The 19,518-nt window shown below is 55.7% G+C and carries 18 protein-coding genes and 1 riboswitch; of the genes, 7 read left to right on the top strand and 11 right to left on the bottom strand.

All coding sequences use genetic code 11. The features are described from left to right. The first annotated feature begins 56 nt into the window (after nucleotides 1-56). The gene (gene rpoC, locus OGY62_RS04320) at nucleotides 57-4,280 is read left to right on the top strand and encodes a DNA-directed RNA polymerase subunit beta' (RefSeq protein WP_012133810.1); all 4,224 of its coding nucleotides are present in this window, start codon (nucleotides 57-59) and stop codon (nucleotides 4,278-4,280) included. A 295-nt stretch (nucleotides 4,281-4,575) separates the two neighbouring features. Here rpoC and OGY62_RS04315 read toward each other — a convergent pair whose 3' ends face one another. The 9 genes from OGY62_RS04315 to OGY62_RS04275 form a co-directional block, all read right to left on the bottom strand. Continuing rightward, on the bottom strand, nucleotides 4,576-4,893 hold the full coding sequence (locus tag OGY62_RS04315; RefSeq protein WP_012133809.1) for a PTS lactose/cellobiose transporter subunit IIA: 318 nt from the start codon (nucleotides 4,891-4,893) through the stop codon (nucleotides 4,576-4,578). 4 nt (nucleotides 4,894-4,897) lie between these two features. Continuing rightward, nucleotides 4,898-5,203 carry a PTS sugar transporter subunit IIB gene (locus OGY62_RS04310; RefSeq protein ID WP_012133808.1) on the bottom strand — a complete coding sequence of 102 codons (306 nt, stop codon included), beginning with the start codon at nucleotides 5,201-5,203 and terminating at the stop codon, nucleotides 4,898-4,900. Between the two features lie 308 nt (nucleotides 5,204-5,511). Continuing rightward, nucleotides 5,512-6,642 carry a 2-iminoacetate synthase ThiH gene (thiH, locus tag OGY62_RS04305; RefSeq protein ID WP_012133806.1) on the bottom strand — a complete coding sequence of 377 codons (1,131 nt, stop codon included), beginning with the start codon at nucleotides 6,640-6,642 and terminating at the stop codon, nucleotides 5,512-5,514. Beyond that, nucleotides 6,639-7,409, bottom strand: coding sequence for a thiazole synthase (gene thiG / locus OGY62_RS04300; protein ID WP_012133805.1), 771 nt, complete (start codon nucleotides 7,407-7,409; stop codon nucleotides 6,639-6,641). The genes thiH and thiG overlap by 4 nt, the downstream gene beginning before the upstream one ends. A gap of 1 nt (nucleotide 7,410) precedes the next feature. Then, entirely contained in the window at nucleotides 7,411-7,611 is a 201-nt protein-coding gene (gene thiS, locus OGY62_RS04295) for a sulfur carrier protein ThiS (RefSeq protein WP_012133804.1), read from the bottom strand. Then, the gene (thiF, locus tag OGY62_RS04290) at nucleotides 7,592-8,350 is read right to left on the bottom strand and encodes a thiazole biosynthesis adenylyltransferase ThiF (protein ID WP_012133803.1); all 759 of its coding nucleotides are present in this window, start codon (nucleotides 8,348-8,350) and stop codon (nucleotides 7,592-7,594) included. Before thiF ends, thiS begins: the two co-directional genes overlap by 20 nt. Next, on the bottom strand, nucleotides 8,343-8,978 hold the full coding sequence (gene thiE / locus OGY62_RS04285; protein WP_114848816.1) for a thiamine phosphate synthase: 636 nt from the start codon (nucleotides 8,976-8,978) through the stop codon (nucleotides 8,343-8,345). The genes thiF and thiE overlap by 8 nt, the downstream gene beginning before the upstream one ends. Continuing rightward, complete coding sequence (thiC, locus tag OGY62_RS04280; protein ID WP_012133801.1) at nucleotides 8,978-10,873, bottom strand: phosphomethylpyrimidine synthase ThiC; 1,896 nt, start codon at nucleotides 10,871-10,873, stop codon at nucleotides 8,978-8,980. Before thiC ends, thiE begins: the two co-directional genes overlap by 1 nt. Before the next feature lie 85 nt (nucleotides 10,874-10,958). Further along, a riboswitch (TPP riboswitch) is annotated at nucleotides 10,959-11,068 on the bottom strand. A 50-nt stretch (nucleotides 11,069-11,118) separates the two neighbouring features. After that, entirely contained in the window at nucleotides 11,119-11,622 is a 504-nt protein-coding gene (locus OGY62_RS04275; protein WP_012133800.1) for an Rsd/AlgQ family anti-sigma factor, read from the bottom strand. 96 nt (nucleotides 11,623-11,718) lie between these two features. Here OGY62_RS04275 and nudC point away from each other — a divergent pair, with 96 nt between their 5' ends. The 6 genes from nudC to OGY62_RS04245 all read left to right on the top strand — a co-directional run bounded on the left by nudC (nucleotide 11,719) and on the right by OGY62_RS04245 (nucleotide 16,073). After that, complete coding sequence (gene nudC, locus OGY62_RS04270) at nucleotides 11,719-12,492, top strand: NAD(+) diphosphatase (RefSeq protein WP_047459742.1); 774 nt, start codon at nucleotides 11,719-11,721, stop codon at nucleotides 12,490-12,492. A 39-nt stretch (nucleotides 12,493-12,531) separates the two neighbouring features. Beyond that, the gene (gene hemE, locus OGY62_RS04265) at nucleotides 12,532-13,596 is read left to right on the top strand and encodes a uroporphyrinogen decarboxylase (RefSeq protein WP_012133798.1); all 1,065 of its coding nucleotides are present in this window, start codon (nucleotides 12,532-12,534) and stop codon (nucleotides 13,594-13,596) included. A gap of 9 nt (nucleotides 13,597-13,605) precedes the next feature. Continuing rightward, nucleotides 13,606-14,277 (top strand): deoxyribonuclease V, encoded by a 672-nt coding sequence (nfi, locus tag OGY62_RS04260; RefSeq protein WP_114848814.1) that lies wholly within the window; start codon nucleotides 13,606-13,608, stop codon nucleotides 14,275-14,277. A gap of 42 nt (nucleotides 14,278-14,319) precedes the next feature. Beyond that, nucleotides 14,320-14,910: a YjaG family protein gene (locus OGY62_RS04255; protein ID WP_012133796.1), complete on the top strand. Its 591-nt coding sequence runs from the start codon at nucleotides 14,320-14,322 to the stop codon at nucleotides 14,908-14,910. 186 nt (nucleotides 14,911-15,096) lie between these two features. Then, on the top strand, nucleotides 15,097-15,369 hold the full coding sequence (gene hupA / locus OGY62_RS04250; RefSeq protein WP_001044509.1) for a nucleoid-associated protein HU-alpha: 273 nt from the start codon (nucleotides 15,097-15,099) through the stop codon (nucleotides 15,367-15,369). 11 nt (nucleotides 15,370-15,380) lie between these two features. Continuing rightward, on the top strand, nucleotides 15,381-16,073 hold the full coding sequence (locus OGY62_RS04245; protein ID WP_104867917.1) for a DUF1481 domain-containing protein: 693 nt from the start codon (nucleotides 15,381-15,383) through the stop codon (nucleotides 16,071-16,073). Between the two features lie 74 nt (nucleotides 16,074-16,147). Here OGY62_RS04245 and purD read toward each other — a convergent pair whose 3' ends face one another. Together purD and purH are read right to left on the bottom strand one after the other, a co-directional pair. After that, nucleotides 16,148-17,437: a phosphoribosylamine--glycine ligase gene (gene purD / locus OGY62_RS04240; RefSeq protein WP_130028934.1), complete on the bottom strand. Its 1,290-nt coding sequence runs from the start codon at nucleotides 17,435-17,437 to the stop codon at nucleotides 16,148-16,150. A 15-nt stretch (nucleotides 17,438-17,452) separates the two neighbouring features. Beyond that, the gene (gene purH / locus OGY62_RS04235) at nucleotides 17,453-19,042 is read right to left on the bottom strand and encodes a bifunctional phosphoribosylaminoimidazolecarboxamide formyltransferase/IMP cyclohydrolase (RefSeq protein WP_198448678.1); all 1,590 of its coding nucleotides are present in this window, start codon (nucleotides 19,040-19,042) and stop codon (nucleotides 17,453-17,455) included. Nucleotides 19,043-19,518: the final 476 nt, after the last annotated feature.

Raw genomic sequence — 19,518 nt, 5'->3', positions numbered from 1 at the left:
TGCTGCCGGGGTAATACCCGGCAGCGGAATGTGCTAACTCCGACGGGAGCAAATCCGTGAAAGACTTATTAAAGTTTCTGAAAGCGCAAACTAAAACCGAAGAGTTTGATGCGATCAAAATTGCTCTGGCTTCGCCAGACATGATCCGTTCATGGTCTTTCGGTGAAGTTAAAAAGCCGGAAACCATCAACTACCGTACGTTCAAGCCTGAGCGTGACGGCCTTTTCTGCGCCCGTATCTTCGGGCCAGTAAAAGATTACGAGTGCCTGTGCGGTAAGTACAAGCGCCTGAAACACCGTGGTGTGATCTGTGAGAAGTGCGGCGTTGAAGTGACCCAAACTAAAGTACGCCGTGAGCGTATGGGCCACATCGAGCTGGCGTCCCCGACTGCTCACATCTGGTTCCTGAAATCTCTGCCGTCTCGTATCGGCCTGCTGCTCGATATGCCGCTGCGCGATATCGAACGCGTGCTGTACTTCGAATCCTATGTGGTTATCGAAGGCGGTATGACTAACCTGGAACGCCAGCAGATCCTGACTGAAGAACAGTATCTGGACGCGCTGGAAGAGTTCGGTGACGAATTCGACGCGAAGATGGGTGCGGAAGCTATTCAGGCCCTGCTGAAGAGCATGGATCTGGAGCAAGAGTGTGAAACTCTGCGCGAAGAGCTGAACGAAACCAACTCCGAAACCAAGCGTAAAAAGCTGACCAAGCGTATCAAACTGCTGGAAGCGTTCGTTCAGTCTGGTAACAAACCAGAGTGGATGATCCTGACCGTTCTGCCGGTTCTGCCGCCAGATCTGCGTCCGCTGGTTCCGCTGGATGGTGGTCGTTTCGCAACGTCGGATCTGAACGATCTGTATCGTCGCGTGATCAACCGTAACAACCGTCTGAAACGTCTGCTGGATCTGGCTGCGCCGGACATCATCGTACGTAACGAAAAACGTATGTTGCAGGAAGCGGTTGACGCCCTGCTGGATAACGGTCGTCGCGGTCGTGCGATCACCGGTTCTAACAAACGTCCTCTGAAATCTTTGGCCGACATGATCAAAGGTAAACAGGGTCGTTTCCGTCAGAACCTGCTCGGTAAGCGTGTTGACTACTCCGGTCGTTCTGTCATTACCGTAGGTCCATACCTGCGTCTGCATCAGTGCGGTCTGCCGAAGAAAATGGCGCTGGAGCTGTTCAAACCGTTCATCTACGGCAAGCTGGAACTGCGTGGTCTCGCCACCACCATCAAAGCCGCGAAGAAAATGGTTGAGCGTGAAGAAGCTGTCGTTTGGGATATCCTGGACGAAGTTATCCGCGAACACCCGGTACTGCTGAACCGTGCGCCAACACTGCACCGTTTGGGTATCCAGGCATTTGAACCGGTACTGATCGAAGGTAAAGCTATCCAGCTGCACCCGCTGGTTTGTGCGGCATATAACGCCGACTTCGATGGTGACCAGATGGCTGTTCACGTACCGCTGACGTTGGAAGCCCAGCTGGAAGCGCGTGCGCTGATGATGTCTACCAACAACATCCTGTCCCCGGCGAACGGCGAACCTATCATCGTTCCGTCTCAGGACGTTGTATTGGGTCTGTACTACATGACCCGTGACTGTGTTAACGCCAAAGGCGAAGGCATGGTGCTGACTGGCCCGAAAGAAGCTGAGCGTATTTATCGCGCTGGCCTGGCCTCTCTGCATGCGCGCGTTAAAGTGCGTATCACCGAATACGAAAAAGATGCTAACGGCGAATTCGTAGCGAAAACCAGCCTGAAAGACACGACTATCGGCCGTGCCATTCTGTGGATGATCGTACCGAAAGGTCTGCCTTTCTCCATCGTCAACCAGGCGCTGGGTAAGAAAGCCATCTCTAAAATGCTGAACACCTGCTACCGTATTCTGGGCCTGAAACCGACCGTTATTTTTGCGGACCAGACGATGTACACCGGCTTTGCTTATGCAGCGCGTTCAGGTGCATCCGTTGGTATCGACGATATGGTTATCCCGGAGAAGAAACACGAGATCATCTCCGAAGCGGAAGCCGAAGTTGCTGAGATCCAGGAACAGTTCCAGTCTGGTCTGGTAACAGCGGGCGAACGCTATAACAAAGTTATCGATATCTGGGCTGCGGCGAACGATCGTGTATCCAAGGCGATGATGGACAACCTACAGACCGAAACCGTGATTAACCGTGACGGTCAGGAAGAGCAGCAGGTTTCCTTCAACAGCATCTACATGATGGCCGACTCCGGTGCGCGTGGTTCTGCGGCACAGATTCGTCAGCTTGCTGGTATGCGTGGTCTGATGGCGAAGCCGGATGGCTCCATCATTGAAACGCCAATCACCGCGAACTTCCGTGAAGGTCTGAACGTACTCCAGTACTTCATCTCCACTCACGGTGCGCGTAAAGGTCTGGCGGATACCGCACTGAAAACAGCGAACTCCGGTTACCTGACTCGTCGTCTGGTTGACGTTGCGCAGGATCTGGTGGTGACTGAAGATGACTGCGGCACTCACGAAGGTATCCTGATGACTCCGGTTATCGAGGGTGGCGACGTTAAAGAGCCGCTGCGCGATCGCGTACTGGGTCGTGTGACTGCTGAAGACGTACTGAAGCCGGGCACCGCAGATATTCTGGTTCCGCGCAACACGCTGCTGCACGAACAGTGGTGTGACCTGCTGGAAGAGAACTCTGTTGACGCCGTTAAAGTGCGTTCCGTTGTATCCTGTGACACCGACTTTGGTGTATGTGCGCACTGCTACGGTCGTGACCTGGCGCGTGGCCACATCATCAACAAAGGTGAAGCTATCGGCGTTATCGCGGCACAGTCCATCGGTGAGCCGGGTACACAGCTGACGATGCGTACGTTCCACATCGGTGGTGCGGCATCTCGTGCGGCTGCTGAATCCAGCATCCAGGTGAAAAACAAAGGTAGCATCCGTCTGAGCAATGCGAAGTCGGTTGTGAACTCCAGCGGCAAACTGGTTATCACCTCCCGTAACACCGAGCTGAAACTGATCGACGAATTCGGTCGTACCAAAGAGAGCTATAAAGTGCCTTACGGCTCTGTTATGGCGAAAGGTGATGGCGAGCAGGTTGCCGGCGGCGAAACCGTTGCAAACTGGGACCCGCACACCATGCCGGTTATCACCGAAGTAAGTGGTTTCGTTCGCTTTACTGACATGATCGACGGCCAGACCATTACTCGTCAGACTGACGAGCTGACCGGTCTGTCTTCTCTGGTGGTCCTGGATTCCGCAGAGCGTACTACGGGTGGTAAAGACCTGCGTCCGGCGCTGAAAATCGTTGATGCTCAGGGTAACGACGTTCTGATTCCTGGCACCGATATGCCTGCGCAGTACTTCCTGCCGGGTAAAGCGATTGTTCAGCTGGAAGATGGCGTACAGATCAGTTCTGGTGACACCCTGGCGCGTGTTCCGCAGGAATCCGGCGGTACCAAGGATATTACCGGTGGTCTGCCGCGCGTTGCTGACCTGTTCGAAGCGCGTCGTCCGAAAGAGCCGGCAATCCTGGCTGAAATCAGCGGCATCATTTCCTTCGGTAAAGAAACCAAAGGTAAACGTCGTCTGGTTATCACCCCGGTAGACGGTAGCGAGCCGTACGAAGAGATGATTCCGAAATGGCGTCAGCTCAACGTGTTCGAAGGTGAACGTGTAGAACGTGGTGACGTGGTTTCCGATGGCCCGGAAGCGCCGCACGACATTCTGCGTCTGCGTGGTGTTCATGCTGTTACTCGTTACATCGTTAACGAAGTACAGGACGTATACCGTCTGCAGGGCGTTAAGATTAACGATAAACACATCGAAGTTATCGTTCGTCAGATGCTGCGTAAAGCCACCATCGAAAACGCAGGTAGCTCCGACTTCCTGGAAGGCGAGCAGGTTGAATACTCCCGCGTCAAGATCGCTAACCGCGACCTGGAAGCGAACGGCAAAGTGGGTGCAACGTTCTCCCGCGATCTGCTGGGTATCACCAAAGCGTCTCTGGCAACCGAGTCCTTCATCTCTGCGGCATCGTTCCAGGAGACCACGCGTGTCCTGACCGAAGCAGCCGTTGCGGGTAAACGCGACGAACTGCGTGGCCTGAAAGAGAACGTTATCGTGGGTCGTCTGATCCCGGCTGGTACCGGTTATGCGTACCACCAGGATCGTATGCGCCGCCGTGCTGCGGGTGAACTCCCGGCTGCACCGCAGGTGACTGCTGAGGATGCGTCTGCCAGCCTGGCAGAACTGCTGAACGCAGGCCTGGGCGGTTCTGATAACGATTAATCGTTGCTGACCATAATAAAAAACCCGCTTCGGCGGGTTTTTTTATGCCTGATGGCGCTTTGCTTATCAGGCCTACGGACACGGGGTGGACTTGTAGGCCGCCTGATGGCGCTTTGCTTATCAGGCCTACGGACACGGGGTGGACTTGTAGGCCGCCTGATGGCGCTTTGCTTATCAGGCCTACGGACACGGGGTGGACTTGTAGGCCGCCTGATGGCGCTTTGCTTATCAGGCCTACGGATACGGGTTGAACTTGTAGGCCGGATAAGGCGTAGCCGCCATCCGGCAACGGGTCTTAATTCACCAGCGGCAACCGACGATAAAGCTCAATCATATCCCCCGCCAAATCCTGAATAACCATCGCGTTCATCAGATGATCCTGGGAATGAACGGTGATCAGATTAACAGGCAGTTTTCCGGTTCCTTCATCAATCCCAATCAGCTTTGTCTGGATGCCGTGTGCCAGTTTGACAAACTCGCGCGACTCTTCCATCGCTTTCTCGGCGCCAGCAAAATCGCCTTTTCGCGCCAGTTGCAGCGCGGTCAGTGCCGAACTACGGGCTGCGCCTGCGTTGACCAGCAGCTCCATGATGATCGTCTCTAACTCTTCCATGCTATTACTCCATGAGCTTGAGGGCTTTTTCCAGCACGGCATCGCCTTTCATCATGCCGTAATCCATCATGTCGATAACCGCGACCTTTTTACCTAAGGGGTCGGCAAGCGCCTGTAATTTCGCCTGTTCATACTTGACCTGAGGGCCAAGCAAAACAATATCCGCAGTGGCGATGTTTTCTTTAAATTCAGCCACCGGAACAGCTTTGATACTGACTTCAACCCCTTTCTTCTGCGCGGCGTCTTTCATCCGTTGCACCAGCATGCTGGTGGACATCCCGGCGGCACAGCATAAAACGATATTCTTCATAATCGGCTCTCACGGTTCCCTTGGTTCTTCATCTTTAGCCTGTGGCCGGGGGGAGAACAACCGTCTTAAAGTGAATGTGTGTAAAGCATCACACAAAAACTGAAACCGGTTGCAGTAATCCGATGGGGTCTGCAAAGACCGTCTGACCAGATGTGAAGGCAGGGCGAAATGAGGAAGGAATTTTTCGCCCTGGTCAGCGTCCGCTGCCGACCATGACAACATAAAAAAACGGGAGCCTGACGACAATCTCCCGTTTTTTGTATTACGCACCGGCGCGCAAAAAAATTACGCCGTGTCACGTTCGTGCATTATGTTTGCGAAGCTCGCCCCAGATAACTATCCCAGTCTTTCCAGACGGGCTGTAACCCCTGTGCGGTCAGTGCATTAGCAACGGCTTCTGGTCGGCGATCGTCATGAGGAGAAAACTGCTCCAGCTCGGGATGATTATCGGCATAGCCGCCTGGCTGCGTTTTTGAAAATGCGCTGACGTTATTAATCGCCAAAGGAATAACGTGATCGCGAAACCACGGCGATTCGCGCGTTGAGAGCGACAGCTCAATCTCCGGCGCCAGCAGACGAAATGCGCAAATGGTTTGCACCAACTGGCGCTCATCCATGATGGAGGCGGGTTCGACGCCGCCAGTACACGGGCGCAGGCGAGGGAAGGAGATAGAGTAGCGGCTCTGCCAGTAATGCTTCTGCATCCAGAGCAGATGCTCGGCTACCATGTAGCAGTCCACACGCCAGCTATCAGACAGCCCAATCAACGCGCCGAGACCAATTTTGTCGATACCTGCCCGACCCAGCCTGTCCGGGGTTTCCAGCCGCCAGAAGAAATCCTGCTTTTTCCCTTTCAGATGGTGTTGTGCGTAAATCGCCTCATGGTAGGTCTCCTGGTAGACCATCACGCCGTCAAGCCCCAGCGTTTTTAACTCGCTATACTCTTCTTCCGCCAGCGGCTGCACTTCCATCTGGAGTGAAGAAAACTGGCGGCGGATAGCGGGCAAATGACGACGAAAATAGTCCATGCCGACTTTGGCCTGGTGCTCGCCAGTGACCAGCAGGAGATGCTCAAAACCCAGCTCGCGAATCGCCTCGCATTCACGGCCTATTTCTGTTTCATCCAGCGTCTTGCGCTTAATGCGGTTACTCATGGAAAAGCCGCAGTAAGTGCAGTCGTTGGCGCACAGATTGGAGAGATACAGCGGCACGTAAAAGCTGACGGTATTGCCAAAGCGCTGACGGGTAAGGCGCTGCGCACGTTGGGCCAACGGCTCCAGATAGTCGCTGGCGGCGGGTGAAAGCAGCGCCATCATGTCGTCGCGACTAAGTTGCGTGGCGTTAAGCGCCCGTTCCACATCGGCGGCGGTTTTGCTGTTGATGCGCAGGCGAATATCGTCCCAGTCCAGCTGTTGCCAGCGGTCGGTGAACGTTTTCATGCCGAAGCCTCCAGAAATCCGGTGAGCGGGCTGGTGGCCTGAGCGTAACTGCTGCGCGTTCCGGGTACGGCCCGACGCGCCATAACTCCGGCTTCAACCGCCAGGCGAAAAGCCTGCGCCATCATCACCGGATCATCCGCTACCGCAATCGCCGTATTCACCAGTACCGCGTCGGCGCCCATTTCCAGCGCCTGTGTGGCGTGGCTGGGAACGCCGATACCGGCATCAACCACCACCGGAACGGTGGCCTGTTGGATGATGATCTCCAGCATCGCGCGCGTCTCCAGCCCCTGATTTGAACCAATGGGCGCACCGAGCGGCATGACGGCGGCGCAGCCAACCTCCTCAAGGCGTTTGCACAACACCGGGTCGGCGCCGCAGTAGGGCAGCACGACGAATCCCTGTTTTACCAGCGCTTCTGCGGCTTTCAGCGTTTCGACAGGGTCCGGTAGCAGCCAGCGCGCGTCGGGGTGAATCTCCAGTTTCAGCCAGTGTGTGCCCAGGGCTTCCCGCGCCAGTTGCGCGGCGAAGATGGCTTCTTCCGCTGTTTTCGCACCGGAAGTATTGGGAAGCAGCGTTACCCCGGCATCAATAAGCGGCGCCAGAATCGCGTCATTGTGCTGGCGTAAATCCACGCGTTTCATCGCCAGCGTGACCAACTGGCTGCCGGAAGCGCGAATCGCCTCGACCATCAGCTGTGAAGAGGCAAATTTCCCCGTGCCAGTGAACAGATGTGAATCAAACGTTTTATCTGCAATACGTAACATATCAACCCCCTGCAATAACCTGAAAAAGCAGGATCTGGTCGCCTTCCTGCACGATTTGCTGTTCCCACTGTTCACGCGGCAGGATCTGTTGATTCAGCGCCAGCGCCGCCCCTGGTTTCAGTTGGTTAAGCTGAGTGAGCAGATCGATAACGGACAGGCCGTCAGCGCACTGCATAGGTTCATCATTGAACTGAATCTGCATGACGCCCTCCGCATACCGGGCAACCGCTGGCGCGATGCAATGCCAGACTGCGCCACTGGCTGGTTTTGGCATCGAATAACCGCAACTCGCCGCCGGGGATGTCCATCCCGCTCAGTAACTTGATGGCTTCCAGCGCCTGCAATGTTCCCATCACGCCGACAACGGGGCCGACGATCCCTGCCGTGCGGCAGTTGCGTTCCGGTTCTTCATCATCCGGCCACAGGCAGCGGTAGCAGCCCTGTTCCCAGGGCGGCGTCAGCACCATCAACTGGCCGCCAAAGCCGACGGCGCTGGCGGTAATGAGAGGAGTATCCAGCGCGACGCAGGCGGCGTTGATCTCCTGACGGGTCGCCATGTTGTCGGTACAATCGAGCACCACATCGGCGCGCTCAACCGCATGGCGGAGCGCATCGCCAGTGAGGCGCTGCTGTAACGCCAGCAGTTCAATATCCGGGTTCAGCCGAGCCAGCCGCTGCTTTGTCACCTGGGATTTAGGGCGGGCAATATCATCTGTGGTGAACAGGATTTGCCGTTGCAGATTGCTCAGATGCACTTCGTCATCGTCGGCTAAAACCAGCGTACCGATGCCAGCGCCCGCCAGATAGAGCGCCGCAGGGGAACCCAAACCGCCCAGACCGACAATCAGAACCCGGCTGGCGAGCAATTTTTGCTGCCCTTCAATGGCGATATCGCCGAGCAAAATTTGTCGGCTGTAGCGCATAAAGTCACGATCATTCATCGCCAGCCCCCGCGATTGCCAGTAACTGCGCCGTTGCTTCGCGCCAGTCTTCCGCCCGGGTAATGGCGCTGACGACGGCAATACTGCCCACGCCAGTTTTCAGCACCGGCGAGGCGCGTTCGAGGCTGATCCCGCCGATGGCAACGGTGGGGTAATCGCCAAGACGTTCAATATGGCGCGCCAGCTGCTCCAGTCCTTGCGGCGCGGACGGCATCTGTTTGGTTTGTGTCGGGAATACGTGGCCGAGTGCGATATAAGACGGTCTGGCCGCCAGCGCTATGTCGATTTCCATGTCATCGTGGGTGGAAACGCCTAAACGCAGCCCGGCAGCCTGAATCGCCTTCAGGTCGGTGGTTTCCAGATCTTCCTGACCGAGATGCACCCCGTAAGCGTTGTGTTTGATCGCCAGTCGCCAGTAGTCATTGATGAACAGGCGGGCATTGTAGCGGCGACCCAGCGTGATAGCGGCTGATACATCGTCCTCCACCTCTTCGTCGCGCTTGTCTTTGATACGTAGCTGGAGGGTGCGGACACCCGCTTCCAGCAAGCGTTCGATCCATTGCACGCTATCAACGACCGGATAAAGCCCCAGGCGGAAAGGCACCGCCGGGAAATCGGGCTGATACATTATGCCTCCTCCTTCCTGAGATAGATTTCACCGCCTTTGGCGCGGAAGTTTTCTGACATATCCGCCATTCCTACCTCGATGGTCTGCGCCGCCGCGTAGTCGCGGACTTCCTGGCTGATCTTCATTGAGCAGAATTTGGGGCCGCACATGGAACAGAAGTGCGCCACTTTACCGGATTCCTGCGGCAGGGTTTCGTCGTGGTAGGCGCGGGCGGTGAACGGGTCAAGCGCCAGGTTAAACTGGTCTTCCCAACGGAATTCAAAGCGGGCTTTCGACATGGCGTTATCGCGGATTTGCGCGCCAGGATGGCCTTTTGCCAGGTCGGCGGCATGCGCCGCGATTTTGTAGGTGATCAGCCCCTGTTTCACATCCTCTTTGTTCGGCAGGCCGAGGTGCTCTTTTGGCGTTACGTAGCAGAGCATGGCGCAGCCAAACCAGCCAATCATTGCCGCGCCAATGCCGGAGGTGAAGTGGTCGTAGCCCGGCGCAATATCGGTGGTCAGTGGCCCTAAGGTGTAGAACGGCGCTTCGTGGCAGTGTTCCAGCTCTTCGGTCATGTTACGGCGGATCATCTGCATCGGTACGTGGCCAGGGCCTTCAATCATCACCTGCACGTCGTACTCCCAGGCAATTTTGGTCAGCTCGCCCAGCGTGTGCAGCTCGGCAAACTGCGCTTCGTCGTTCGCATCCTGAATTGATCCCGGACGCAGGCCGTCGCCCAGCGACAGCGAGACATCGTAAGCGGCGCAGATTTCGCAGATTTCGCGGAAGTGCTCGTAGAGGAAGTTTTCTTGATGGTGAGAGAGGCACCATTTCGCCATGATCGAACCGCCGCGCGAGACGATACCGGTCAGACGTTTTGCGGTCATTGGCACATAGCGCAGCAGTACGCCCGCGTGGATGGTGAAGTAATCGACGCCCTGTTCCGCCTGCTCCAGCAGCGTGTCGCGGAAGGCTTCCCAGGTGAGATCTTCGGCGATCCCGTTTACTTTCTCCAGCGCCTGATAGATCGGCACGGTGCCGATCGGTACCGGGCTGTTACGCAGGATCCACTCGCGAGTTTCGTGAATATAGCGACCGGTTGAGAGGTCCATCACCGTATCTGCGCCCCAGCGCGTCGACCACACCAGTTTTTCCACCTCTTCTTCAATAGAGGAAGTGACCGCTGAGTTGCCGATATTGGCGTTGACCTTCACCAGGAAGTTGCGTCCGATGATCATCGGTTCGGATTCCGGGTGGTTGATGTTGGCCGGGATAATCGCGCGACCGGCGGCCACTTCGTCACGAACAAATTCCGGTGTGATGTTTTCCGGCAGGCGCGCGCCAAACCCAACGCCCGGATGCTGCTGGCGTAACACATCGCCGCGAATGCGCTCACGACCCATGTTTTCACGGATAGCGATGAACTCCATTTCCGGGGTTACAATCCCCTGACGCGCATAATGCAGTTGCGTTACGCATTTGCCCGCTTTGGCGCGCTTCGGCGTGAGCAGCCCCGTAAAACGCAGCTCGTCCAGTCCATCATCTGCCAGACGTTCTTTGGTGTACGCCGAGCTACGGTCGGTCAATTCTTCGCTGTCTGCACGAGCCTCAATCCAGGGCTGACGCAGTTTTGCCAGCCCCTGCTGAACGTTAATGGCGACATCAGGATCGCCATAGGGGCCAGAGGTGTCATAGACCGGGATGGCTTCGTTCTCTTCGTATTGCGGATTATCTTTGCCGCCGCCGATGAGCGTGGGGCTTAGTTGGATTTCGCGCATCGGAATGCGGATGTCCGGTTGTGAGCCGGTAATATAAATACGTTTTGAGTTCGGAAAGGCGGTGCCTTCCAGGGTGTCGATAAAGTGTTGGGCCTGGGCGCGTTGTTCGCGGCGAGTCAATTTTGTTGCAGACATAGCTCATTCCAAAAAGTGAAGGACGTGGCTTGTCAGACGACGGATGGAGTAATGGATGCGCGTTGCCCGTACAGGCTGACGCATAAAGCAGTTTACTCTTGTTCCCTTCGCAGGTATTAGCCTGATCAGGTTCCGCGGATCCCGAATTAACGGTCTCAGCCTGTGTTCTCACACACGGCACTCCGACAAGATGTAACCCCGGCGACGGGGCAATGGATGTAAATTACTCGTTACTGATTCATAACTCAAGCAGGCCGTGCAATTCCGCTTTCATCCTGGGCATTAAGCGTTAGATTATTGTCGAAGGCCAGCAGGATGAGTTTATCTTCCAGCGTAAACCGCGCTTCCAGCGCTTCGCCGATGTCGGAGAGCACTTGCTGAAATTCCGCATAATTATCGTGATCGATCGCGTTCTCCAGGCTGGAGTCGTAATATTCCATGATCTGTTGAGTATTGGCTTCCAGCAATGAATGGAGGCGCGTTGCGGTCGAACGCGGGTTTCCCTCTTCCATTTCACGGATAATGTGTTCATAAATACTGAAGTGTCCGGCGGAAAGGTAGTCGACCAGGCCCTGACAAAAATCATCCAGCGCTTTTTCATTCAGCCGCATGTACGATTCTTTGCCAGGCTTAATGCCAACCAGATTGTAGTAAGCCACGAGCAGGTGCTTACGTACATGTAGCCAGCGATCAACCAGTTTATTACTTCCTTCGACGTGTTCCGTCAGGCTTTCCAGCTGGTTTAGCATGATTGACTCCGCAAGTTTAGATTTAAAACTGCTCACCTGAAAAATGTAAATATAATGTTAACAACATGCCAGTGAAGCAAAGGTAGTGCAAGAGCTATGGATCGTATTATTGAAAAATTAGATCACGGTTGGTGGATCGTCAGTCACGAGCAAAAATTATGGTTGCCTCGTGGAGAATTGCCATATGGCGAAGCGACAAATTTCGATCTTGTGGGGCAGCGCGCACTCCTGATTGGCGAGTGGGAAGGGGAGCCTGTCTGGCTGGTGTTACAGCATCGTCGGCATGATATGGGGTCGGTACGGCAGGTCATCGATCGGGACGTTGGCCTGTTTCAACTGGCGGGGCGGGGCGTGCAGCTGGCGGAATTTTACCGTTCGCACAAATTCTGCGGTTACTGCGGCCACCCCATGTATCCGAGCAAGACCGAATGGGCGATGCTGTGCAGCCACTGCCGCGAGCGTTACTATCCGCAGATTGCTCCCTGCATTATTGTCGCCATCCGGCGCGCCGATTCCATTTTACTGGCCCAGCATACGCGCCATCGCAACGGTGTTCATACGGTGCTGGCCGGGTTTGTGGAAGTGGGGGAGACCTTAGAGCAGGCGGTCGCGCGCGAAGTGATGGAAGAGAGCGGCATCAAAGTGAAAAATTTGCGTTACGTGACCTCACAGCCCTGGCCGTTCCCGCAATCGCTGATGACGGCGTTTATGGCGGAGTATGACAGCGGCGAGATTGTCATCGACCCGAAAGAGCTGCTGGAGGCGGGCTGGTATCGCTATGACGATCTTCCGTTATTGCCGCCGCCGGGCACGGTGGCGCGTCGTTTGATCGAAGATACTGTGGCAATGTGTCGGGCTGAGTATGAGTGATGGTACACTGGCACCCTGACGCAATGAAGGAACTGCAAAATGACCGAACTGAAGAACGATCGTTATCTGCGTGCGCTGCTGCGCCAGCCCGTTGATGTTACCCCGGTATGGATGATGCGCCAGGCAGGCCGCTATCTGCCGGAGTACAAAGCCACCCGCGCACAAGCAGGCGATTTTATGTCGCTGTGCAAAAATGCTGAGCTGGCGTGCGAAGTCACGCTACAACCGCTGCGGCGCTACCCGCTTGATGCGGCGATCCTCTTCTCGGACATTCTGACCATCCCGGATGCGATGGGGCTGGGACTCTATTTTGAGGCCGGGGAAGGCCCGCGCTTTACTTCGCCAGTCGCCTGTAAAGCGGATGTCGATAAGCTACCGATTCCTGACCCGGAAGACGAACTGGGCTACGTGATGAACGCAGTGCGTACGATTCGCCGCGAGTTGAAAGGTGACGTTCCGCTGATCGGTTTTTCCGGCAGCCCGTGGACGCTGGCGACTTACATGGTGGAAGGCGGCAGCAGCAAAGCCTTTACCGTCATCAAAAAAATGATGTATGCCGATCCGCAGGCGCTGCATGCGCTGCTCGATAAGCTGGCGAAAAGCGTCACTCTGTATCTCAACGCGCAGATTAAAGCGGGCGCGCAGTCGGTCATGATTTTCGACACCTGGGGCGGCGTGCTGACGGGGCGCGATTACCAGCAGTTCTCGCTGTATTACATGCATAAAATCGTTGATGGTCTGCTGCGGGAAAACGACGGTCGCCGTGTACCGGTCACGTTATTCACCAAAGGTGGCGGCCAGTGGCTGGAGGCGATGGCGGAAACCGGGTGTGATGCGTTAGGTCTCGACTGGACAACCGATATTGCCGACGCGCGCCGTCGCGTGGGCCATAAAGTGGCGCTACAGGGCAATATGGACCCGTCCATGCTCTATGCGCCACCGGCGCGCATTGAAGAAGAAGTGGCGACGATTCTCGCCGGATTCGGCCAGGGTGAAGGCCACGTCTTTAATCTTGGACACGGCATCCACCAGGATGTGCCGCCGGAGCACGCGGGCGCATTTGTTGATGCGGTACACCGCTTGTCTGAACAGTACCACCGCTAAGGAGTCATTATGGATCTCGCGTCGCTACGCGCTCAACAAATCGAACTCGCCTCGTCGGTGATCCGCGAGGATCGCCTTGATAACGATCCGCCGGATCTGATCGCCGGGGCGGATGTTGGGTTCGAGCAGGGCGGGGAAGTGACGCGAGCGGCGATGGTGCTGTTGACGTATCCAGCGCTTGAGCTGGTGGAATACAAAGTGGCGCGTATCGCCACTACCATGCCGTATATTCCCGGCTTCCTCTCCTTTCGCGAGTATCCTGCGCTGTTGGCGGTGTGGGAACAGCTGTCGCAAAAACCGGATTTAGTCTTTGTCGATGGACACGGTATCTCCCACCCGCGTCGTCTGGGGGTGGCAAGCCACTTTGGATTGATGATGGATGTACCCACCATCGGCGTAGCGAAAAAACGGCTGTGCGGCAAGTTTGAGCCGCTTTCCGCCGAACCTGGCGCGCTGGCCCCGCTGATGGACAAAGGCGAGCAGTTAGCCTGGGTCTGGCGCAGTAAAGCGCGCTGTAACCCGCTGTTTATCGCGACCGGACATCGCGTGAGTACCGACAGCGCGTTGGCGTGGGTGCAGCGCTGTATGCAAGGCTACCGTCTGCCGGAACCGACGCGCTGGGCGGATGCGGTGGCATCAGAGCGTCCGGCGTTTATGCGCTGGCAAGCAAATCACCGCTGATTCAGGTACACTGCGGCTCATTTCTGATTTCGAGAATTCAACATGTTACAAAACCCGATTCATCTGCGTCTGGAACGCCTGGAAAGCTGGCAGCACGTCACCTTTATGGCTTGTTTGTGCGAGCGTATGTATCCGAACTATGCCATGTTCTGTCAGCAGACGGGTTTTGGCGATGGGCAGGTGTACCGCCGAATCCTGGATCTCATCTGGGAAACGCTGACGGTGAAAGATGCGAAGGTCAATTTTGACAGCCAGCTGGAAAAGTTTGAGGAAGCGATTCCGGCTGCTGACGATTTTGATCTGTACGGCGTTTACCCGGCGATTGATGCCTGCGTTGCATTAAGCGAGTTAATGCATTCTCGTCTCAGTGGCGAAACGCTGGAACATGCCATTGAGGTCAGTAAGACATCCATTACCACGGTTGCGATGCTGGAAATGACTCAGGCTGGTCGAGAAATGACCGATGAAGAGCTCAAAGAAAACCCGGCTGTTGAACAGGAATGGGACATTCAGTGGGAAATATTCCGACTTTTGGCCGACTGCGAAGAACGCGATATTGAGCTGATAAAAGGGCTTCGGGCAGACCTGCGCGAGGCCGGTGAGAGCAATATCGGTATAAATTTTGAGCAATGACACCAGAAAACGTGATTTAACGCCTGATTTGTCGTGCCTGGAGGCTTCCCTTCCGCCCCCCGTCTGGTCTACATTTGGGGGGCGAAAAAAAGTGGCTATCGGTGCGTGTATGCAGGAGAGTGCTTTTCTGGCATTTCCGTCGCACTCGATGCTTAGCAAGCGATAAACACATTGTAAGGATAACTTATGAACAAGACTCAACTGATTGATGTAATTGCAGACAAAGCAGAACTGTCCAAAACCCAGGCTAAAGCTGCTCTGGAATCCACTCTGGCTGCTATTACTGAGTCTCTGAAAGAAGGCGATGCTGTACAACTGGTTGGTTTCGGTACCTTCAAAGTGAACCACCGCGCTGAGCGTACTGGCCGCAACCCGCAGACCGGTAAAGAAATCAAAATCGCTGCAGCGAATGTACCGGCGTTTGTTTCTGGTAAAGCACTGAAAGACGCAGTTAAGTAATTCGCGTGGCAGTGAACAGTTTTAATGAAGGGGCGCTCTCGCCCCTTTTGTCTGTCTGGCGTCGTATGCTGACGTTGGCAGGCGCGCTGTTGCTGTCCGCTTGTAGCCATAACACGACGCTTCCACCGTTTACGGCCAGCGGTTATGTTGACGACCAGGGTGCGGTACGCATCTGGCGTAAAGATTCCAGCGATGGCGTCCATCTGCTCTCGGTCTTTAGCCCGTGGCGTAACGGCAGCACCACAACCAGCGAATATCGCTGGCAGGGCGACATGCTCTCCCTGATTGAACTCAATATTTACAGCAAACCTTCTGAACATATTCGCGCACGCTTCGACGATCATGGCGAGCTCAGTTTTATGCAGCATGAAGTCGACGGGCAGAAGCAGCAGCTTTCCAGCGACCAGATCGCCTTATACCGCTATCGCGCCAATCAGATCCGCCAGACCAGTGACGCATTGCGTCAGGGGCGCGTCGTGCTGCGTCAGGGACGCTGGCATGCAGACCGTACGGTAACTACCTGCGAAGGCGAAACGTTGAAACCAGACCTGGATGCATGGGCTATCAGCCACATAGAGCGACGTCAGCTGCGTTCATCGATAGAGGTGAGTGTGGCATGGCTGGAGGCGCCTGATGGCTCTCAGCTGCTGCTGGTGGCCAATGAAGACTTCTGCCATTGGCAACCTATAGAGAAGACGTTCTGATGATTGCCGGATGGCGGCTTGCGTCTTATCCGGCCTACAGTTGCTCTCCATAGGCCGGATAAGAGGTGTCAGCGTTAGTTTTGCTCGCGTTCGATCGCGCGCCAGCCGATATCTTTGCGGCTAAAGCAGTTATCCCAGTGGATATCTGCCATCAGCGCGTAGGCACGCTGCTGTGCTTCGGCAACGGTATGGCCTAGCGCAGTGGCGCACAGTACGCGACCGCCGCTTGTAACGACCCGGTCATCTTCCGCCAGTTTGGTGCCGGCATGGAATACCTTACCGTCCGCCACCTCTTCCAGCGGCAGACCGTGGATCACATCGCCTGTGCGGTAGTCGCCCGGATAACCGCCAGCTGCCATCACCACGCCGAGCGATGCGCGCTCATCCCACTCAGACGTTTTCTCGTCCAGCTTACCGTCGCAGGCAGCCAGACAAAGTTCAACCAGATCGGATTTCATACGCAGCATGATTGGCTGGGTTTCCGGGTCGCCAAAGCGGCAGTTGAATTCGATAACTTTCGGGTTGCCCTGTTTATCGATCATCAGCCCAGCGTACAGGAAGCCGGTATAAGTATTGCCTTCCGCCGCCATGCCTTTTACGGTTGGCCAAATGATGCGCTCCATCGTGCGCTGATGAACCTCGTCGGTCACCACCGGTGCCGGGGAGTAAGCGCCCATACCGCCGGTATTCAACCCGGTATCGCCATCGCCGACGCGTTTGTGATCCTGGCTGGTGGCCATTGGCAACACATGTTCGCCATCGACCATCACGATGAAGCTCGCTTCTTCACCGTCGAGGAACTCTTCGATCACGATACGGTGTCCCGCGTCGCCAAACGCGTTACCTGCCAGCATGTCATGAACGGCGGCTTCGGCCTCGCTCAGCGTCATCGCCACAATCACGCCTTTCCCGGCAGCCAGTCCGTCGGCTTTAATGACGATCGGCGCGCCTTTCTCACGCAGGTAAGCCAGCGCGGGTTCGATCTCCGTGAAGTTCTGGTATTCCGCCGTCGGAATCTGGTGACGAGCGAGGAAATCCTTGGTGAAGGCTTTGGAGCCTTCCAGCTGCGCGGCGCCTTCGGTTGGGCCAAAGATTTTCAGGCCAGCGGCGCGGAAAGTATCCACCACGCCTTTCACCAGCGGCGCTTCCGGGCCGACGATGGTCAGATCGATCTTCTCGTTCTGGGCAAAGCTCAGCAGTGCCGGAATATCCGTGACGCCAATAGCGACGTTTTGCAGCGCCGGTTCCAGCGCTGTTCCGGCGTTACCTGGCGCGACATACACGGTTTCAACCTGCGGTGATTGTGCCGCTTTCCACGCCAGGGCGTGTTCGCGCCCGCCGTTGCCGATTACTAATACTTTCATTGTCTGCTCCGTGAATTAATGGCGGAAGTGACGCATGTCGGTGAAGATCATCGCAATGCCGTGTTCGTCAGCGGCGGCAATGACTTCATCATCACGGATGGAGCCACCGGGCTGGATAACGCAGCTCACGCCAACAGCAGCCGCAGCATCAATACCGTCGCGGAACGGGAAGAACGCGTCAGAGGCCATTGCGGAACCTTTTACTTCCAGTCCTTCATCGCCCGCTTTAATACCGGCGATCTTCGCAGAATAAACGCGGCTCATCTGGCCCGCGCCAATACCGATAGTCATATTCTCTTTCGCGTACACAATCGCGTTGGATTTCACAAACTTCGCTACTTTCCAGCAGAATAGCGCGTCACGCAGTTCCTGCTCGCTCGGCTGACGTTTGGTTACCACGCGCAGTTCGCCTGCCGTTACCATACCCAGGTCACGATCCTGAACCAGCAGACCGCCGTTGACACGTTTGAAGTCCAGGCCCGGGACGCGCTCGGCCCACTGGCCGCAGGTCAGGACGCGCACGTTCTGTTTGGCAGCGGTAATCTTCAGGGCGTCTTCAGATGCGGAAGGCGCAATGATCACTTCGACGAACTGACGGGAGATGATGGCCTGTGCCGTTTCGGCATCCAGTTCGCGGTTAAACGCGATGATGCCACCGAATGCGGAGGTCGGGTCAGTCTTGTATGCGCGATCGTAGGCGTCGAGAATAGAAGTGCTTACCGCCACGCCACACGGGTTAGCGTGCTTCACGATGACGCAGGCGGGCTCGCTGAACTCTTTCACACACTCCAGCGCCGCGTCGGTATCGGCGATGTTGTTGTAGGAGAGCGCTTTGCCCTGTACCTGCTGCGCGGTCGCAACAGATGCTTCTTGCACATTCTCTTCTATATAGAAGGCTGCCTGCTGGTGGCTGTTTTCGCCGTAGCGCATATCCTGCTTCTTAATGAAGTTCAGATTCAGGGTACGCGGGAAGCGGCCAGCAGCCTCTTTGCTTTCACCGTGATATGCCGGAACCATGCTGCCGAAGTAGTTGGCAATCATGCTGTCGTAGGCGGCGGTGTGTTCGAAGGCTTTAATGGCGAGATCGAAACGGGTATCAAGGGTCAGTGAACCGTCGTTGCTATCCATCTCTTTAATAATGGCGTCGTAGTCGCTGCTCTTTACAACGATAGCGACATCTTTATGGTTCTTGGCAGCGGAGCGCACCATGGTCGGGCCGCCGATATCAATGTTCTCTACGGCATCTTCCAGCGAGCAACCTTCACGAGCGACGGTCTGGGCGAACGGGTACAGGTTAACAACAACCATATCGATTGGCGCGATACCGTGTTGTTCCATAATTCCGTCATCCTGACCACGGCGACCGAGAATACCGCCGTGTACTTTCGGATGCAGGGTCTTCACGCGTCCATCCATCATTTCCGGGAAACCGGTGTAATCGGAAACTTCGGTCACCGGCAGACCTTTATCTGCTAACAGACGGGCAGTGCCCCCTGTAGACAGCAGCTCCACACCGCGTGCGGAAAGTGCCTGGGCGAATTCGACGATACCGGCCTTGTCAGAAACACTGAGCAGAGCGCGGCGGACTGGACGACGTTGTTGCATGGTAAATCCCCTGGATTTGACTATTACAGAGAGCGTTAGCTGAATTTTTCGTGAAAAACTCAGCTAACGCCCCTTACGGGGCATCCTTGTTTTGCGGTGGCATTGTAACGAAAACGTTTGCGCAACGCTCGCGAATTTTTCTTTTTCCATTCGATACCCTTTTATTCCTGTATTGAGCGCGTCTTTATTAAGGAGAGATTCAGGAAATGATCGCCAGGATTGTGGATAACTCTGTGTGTAAAAGGGTATAAGGCGGGGTTTTGCTGGGGAATGCAGCAGTCAGTCATTTTTCTGTCATTTTTCTATTGCGGCCTGCGGAGAACTCCCTATAATGCGCCTCCATCGACACGGCGGATGTGAATCACTTCACACAAACAGCCGGTTGATTAAAGAGAAAAATCCTGAAATTCAGGGTTGACTCTGAAAGAGGAAAGCGTAATATACGCCACCTCGCGACAGAGCGCTAAAGCGCGTCG

It is taken from the genome of Citrobacter sp. CK198 (genome assembly GCF_030333295.1).
GTDB lineage: Bacteria > Pseudomonadota > Gammaproteobacteria > Enterobacterales > Enterobacteriaceae > Citrobacter_B > Citrobacter_B koseri.
This window is presented reverse-complemented; position numbering and strand designations above follow the sequence as displayed.

Excerpts from the sequence above, each read along its gene's own strand:
- OGY62_RS04315 (WP_012133809.1), bottom strand. The coding sequence starts at position 4,893 with ATGGAAGAGTTAGAGACGATCATCATGGAGCTGCTGGTCAACGCAGGC.
- OGY62_RS04310 (WP_012133808.1), bottom strand. The coding sequence starts at position 5,203 with ATGAAGAATATCGTTTTATGCTGTGCCGCCGGGATGTCCACCAGCATG.
- thiH (WP_012133806.1), bottom strand. The coding sequence starts at position 6,642 with ATGAAAACGTTCACCGACCGCTGGCAACAGCTGGACTGGGACGATATT.
- thiG (WP_012133805.1), bottom strand. The coding sequence starts at position 7,409 with ATGTTACGTATTGCAGATAAAACGTTTGATTCACATCTGTTCACTGGC.
- thiS (WP_012133804.1), bottom strand. The coding sequence starts at position 7,611 with ATGCAGATTCAGTTCAATGATGAACCTATGCAGTGCGCTGACGGCCTG.
- thiF (WP_012133803.1), bottom strand. The coding sequence starts at position 8,350 with ATGAATGATCGTGACTTTATGCGCTACAGCCGACAAATTTTGCTCGGC.
- thiE (WP_114848816.1), bottom strand. The coding sequence starts at position 8,978 with ATGTATCAGCCCGATTTCCCGGCGGTGCCTTTCCGCCTGGGGCTTTAT.
- thiC (WP_012133801.1), bottom strand. The coding sequence starts at position 10,873 with ATGTCTGCAACAAAATTGACTCGCCGCGAACAACGCGCCCAGGCCCAA.
- OGY62_RS04275 (WP_012133800.1), bottom strand. The coding sequence starts at position 11,622 with ATGCTAAACCAGCTGGAAAGCCTGACGGAACACGTCGAAGGAAGTAAT.
- nudC (WP_047459742.1), top strand. The coding sequence starts at position 11,719 with ATGGATCGTATTATTGAAAAATTAGATCACGGTTGGTGGATCGTCAGT.
- hemE (WP_012133798.1), top strand. The coding sequence starts at position 12,532 with ATGACCGAACTGAAGAACGATCGTTATCTGCGTGCGCTGCTGCGCCAG.
- nfi (WP_114848814.1), top strand. The coding sequence starts at position 13,606 with ATGGATCTCGCGTCGCTACGCGCTCAACAAATCGAACTCGCCTCGTCG.
- OGY62_RS04255 (WP_012133796.1), top strand. The coding sequence starts at position 14,320 with ATGTTACAAAACCCGATTCATCTGCGTCTGGAACGCCTGGAAAGCTGG.
- hupA (WP_001044509.1), top strand. The coding sequence starts at position 15,097 with ATGAACAAGACTCAACTGATTGATGTAATTGCAGACAAAGCAGAACTG.
- purD (WP_130028934.1), bottom strand. The coding sequence starts at position 17,437 with ATGAAAGTATTAGTAATCGGCAACGGCGGGCGCGAACACGCCCTGGCG.
- purH (WP_198448678.1), bottom strand. The coding sequence starts at position 19,042 with ATGCAACAACGTCGTCCAGTCCGCCGCGCTCTGCTCAGTGTTTCTGAC.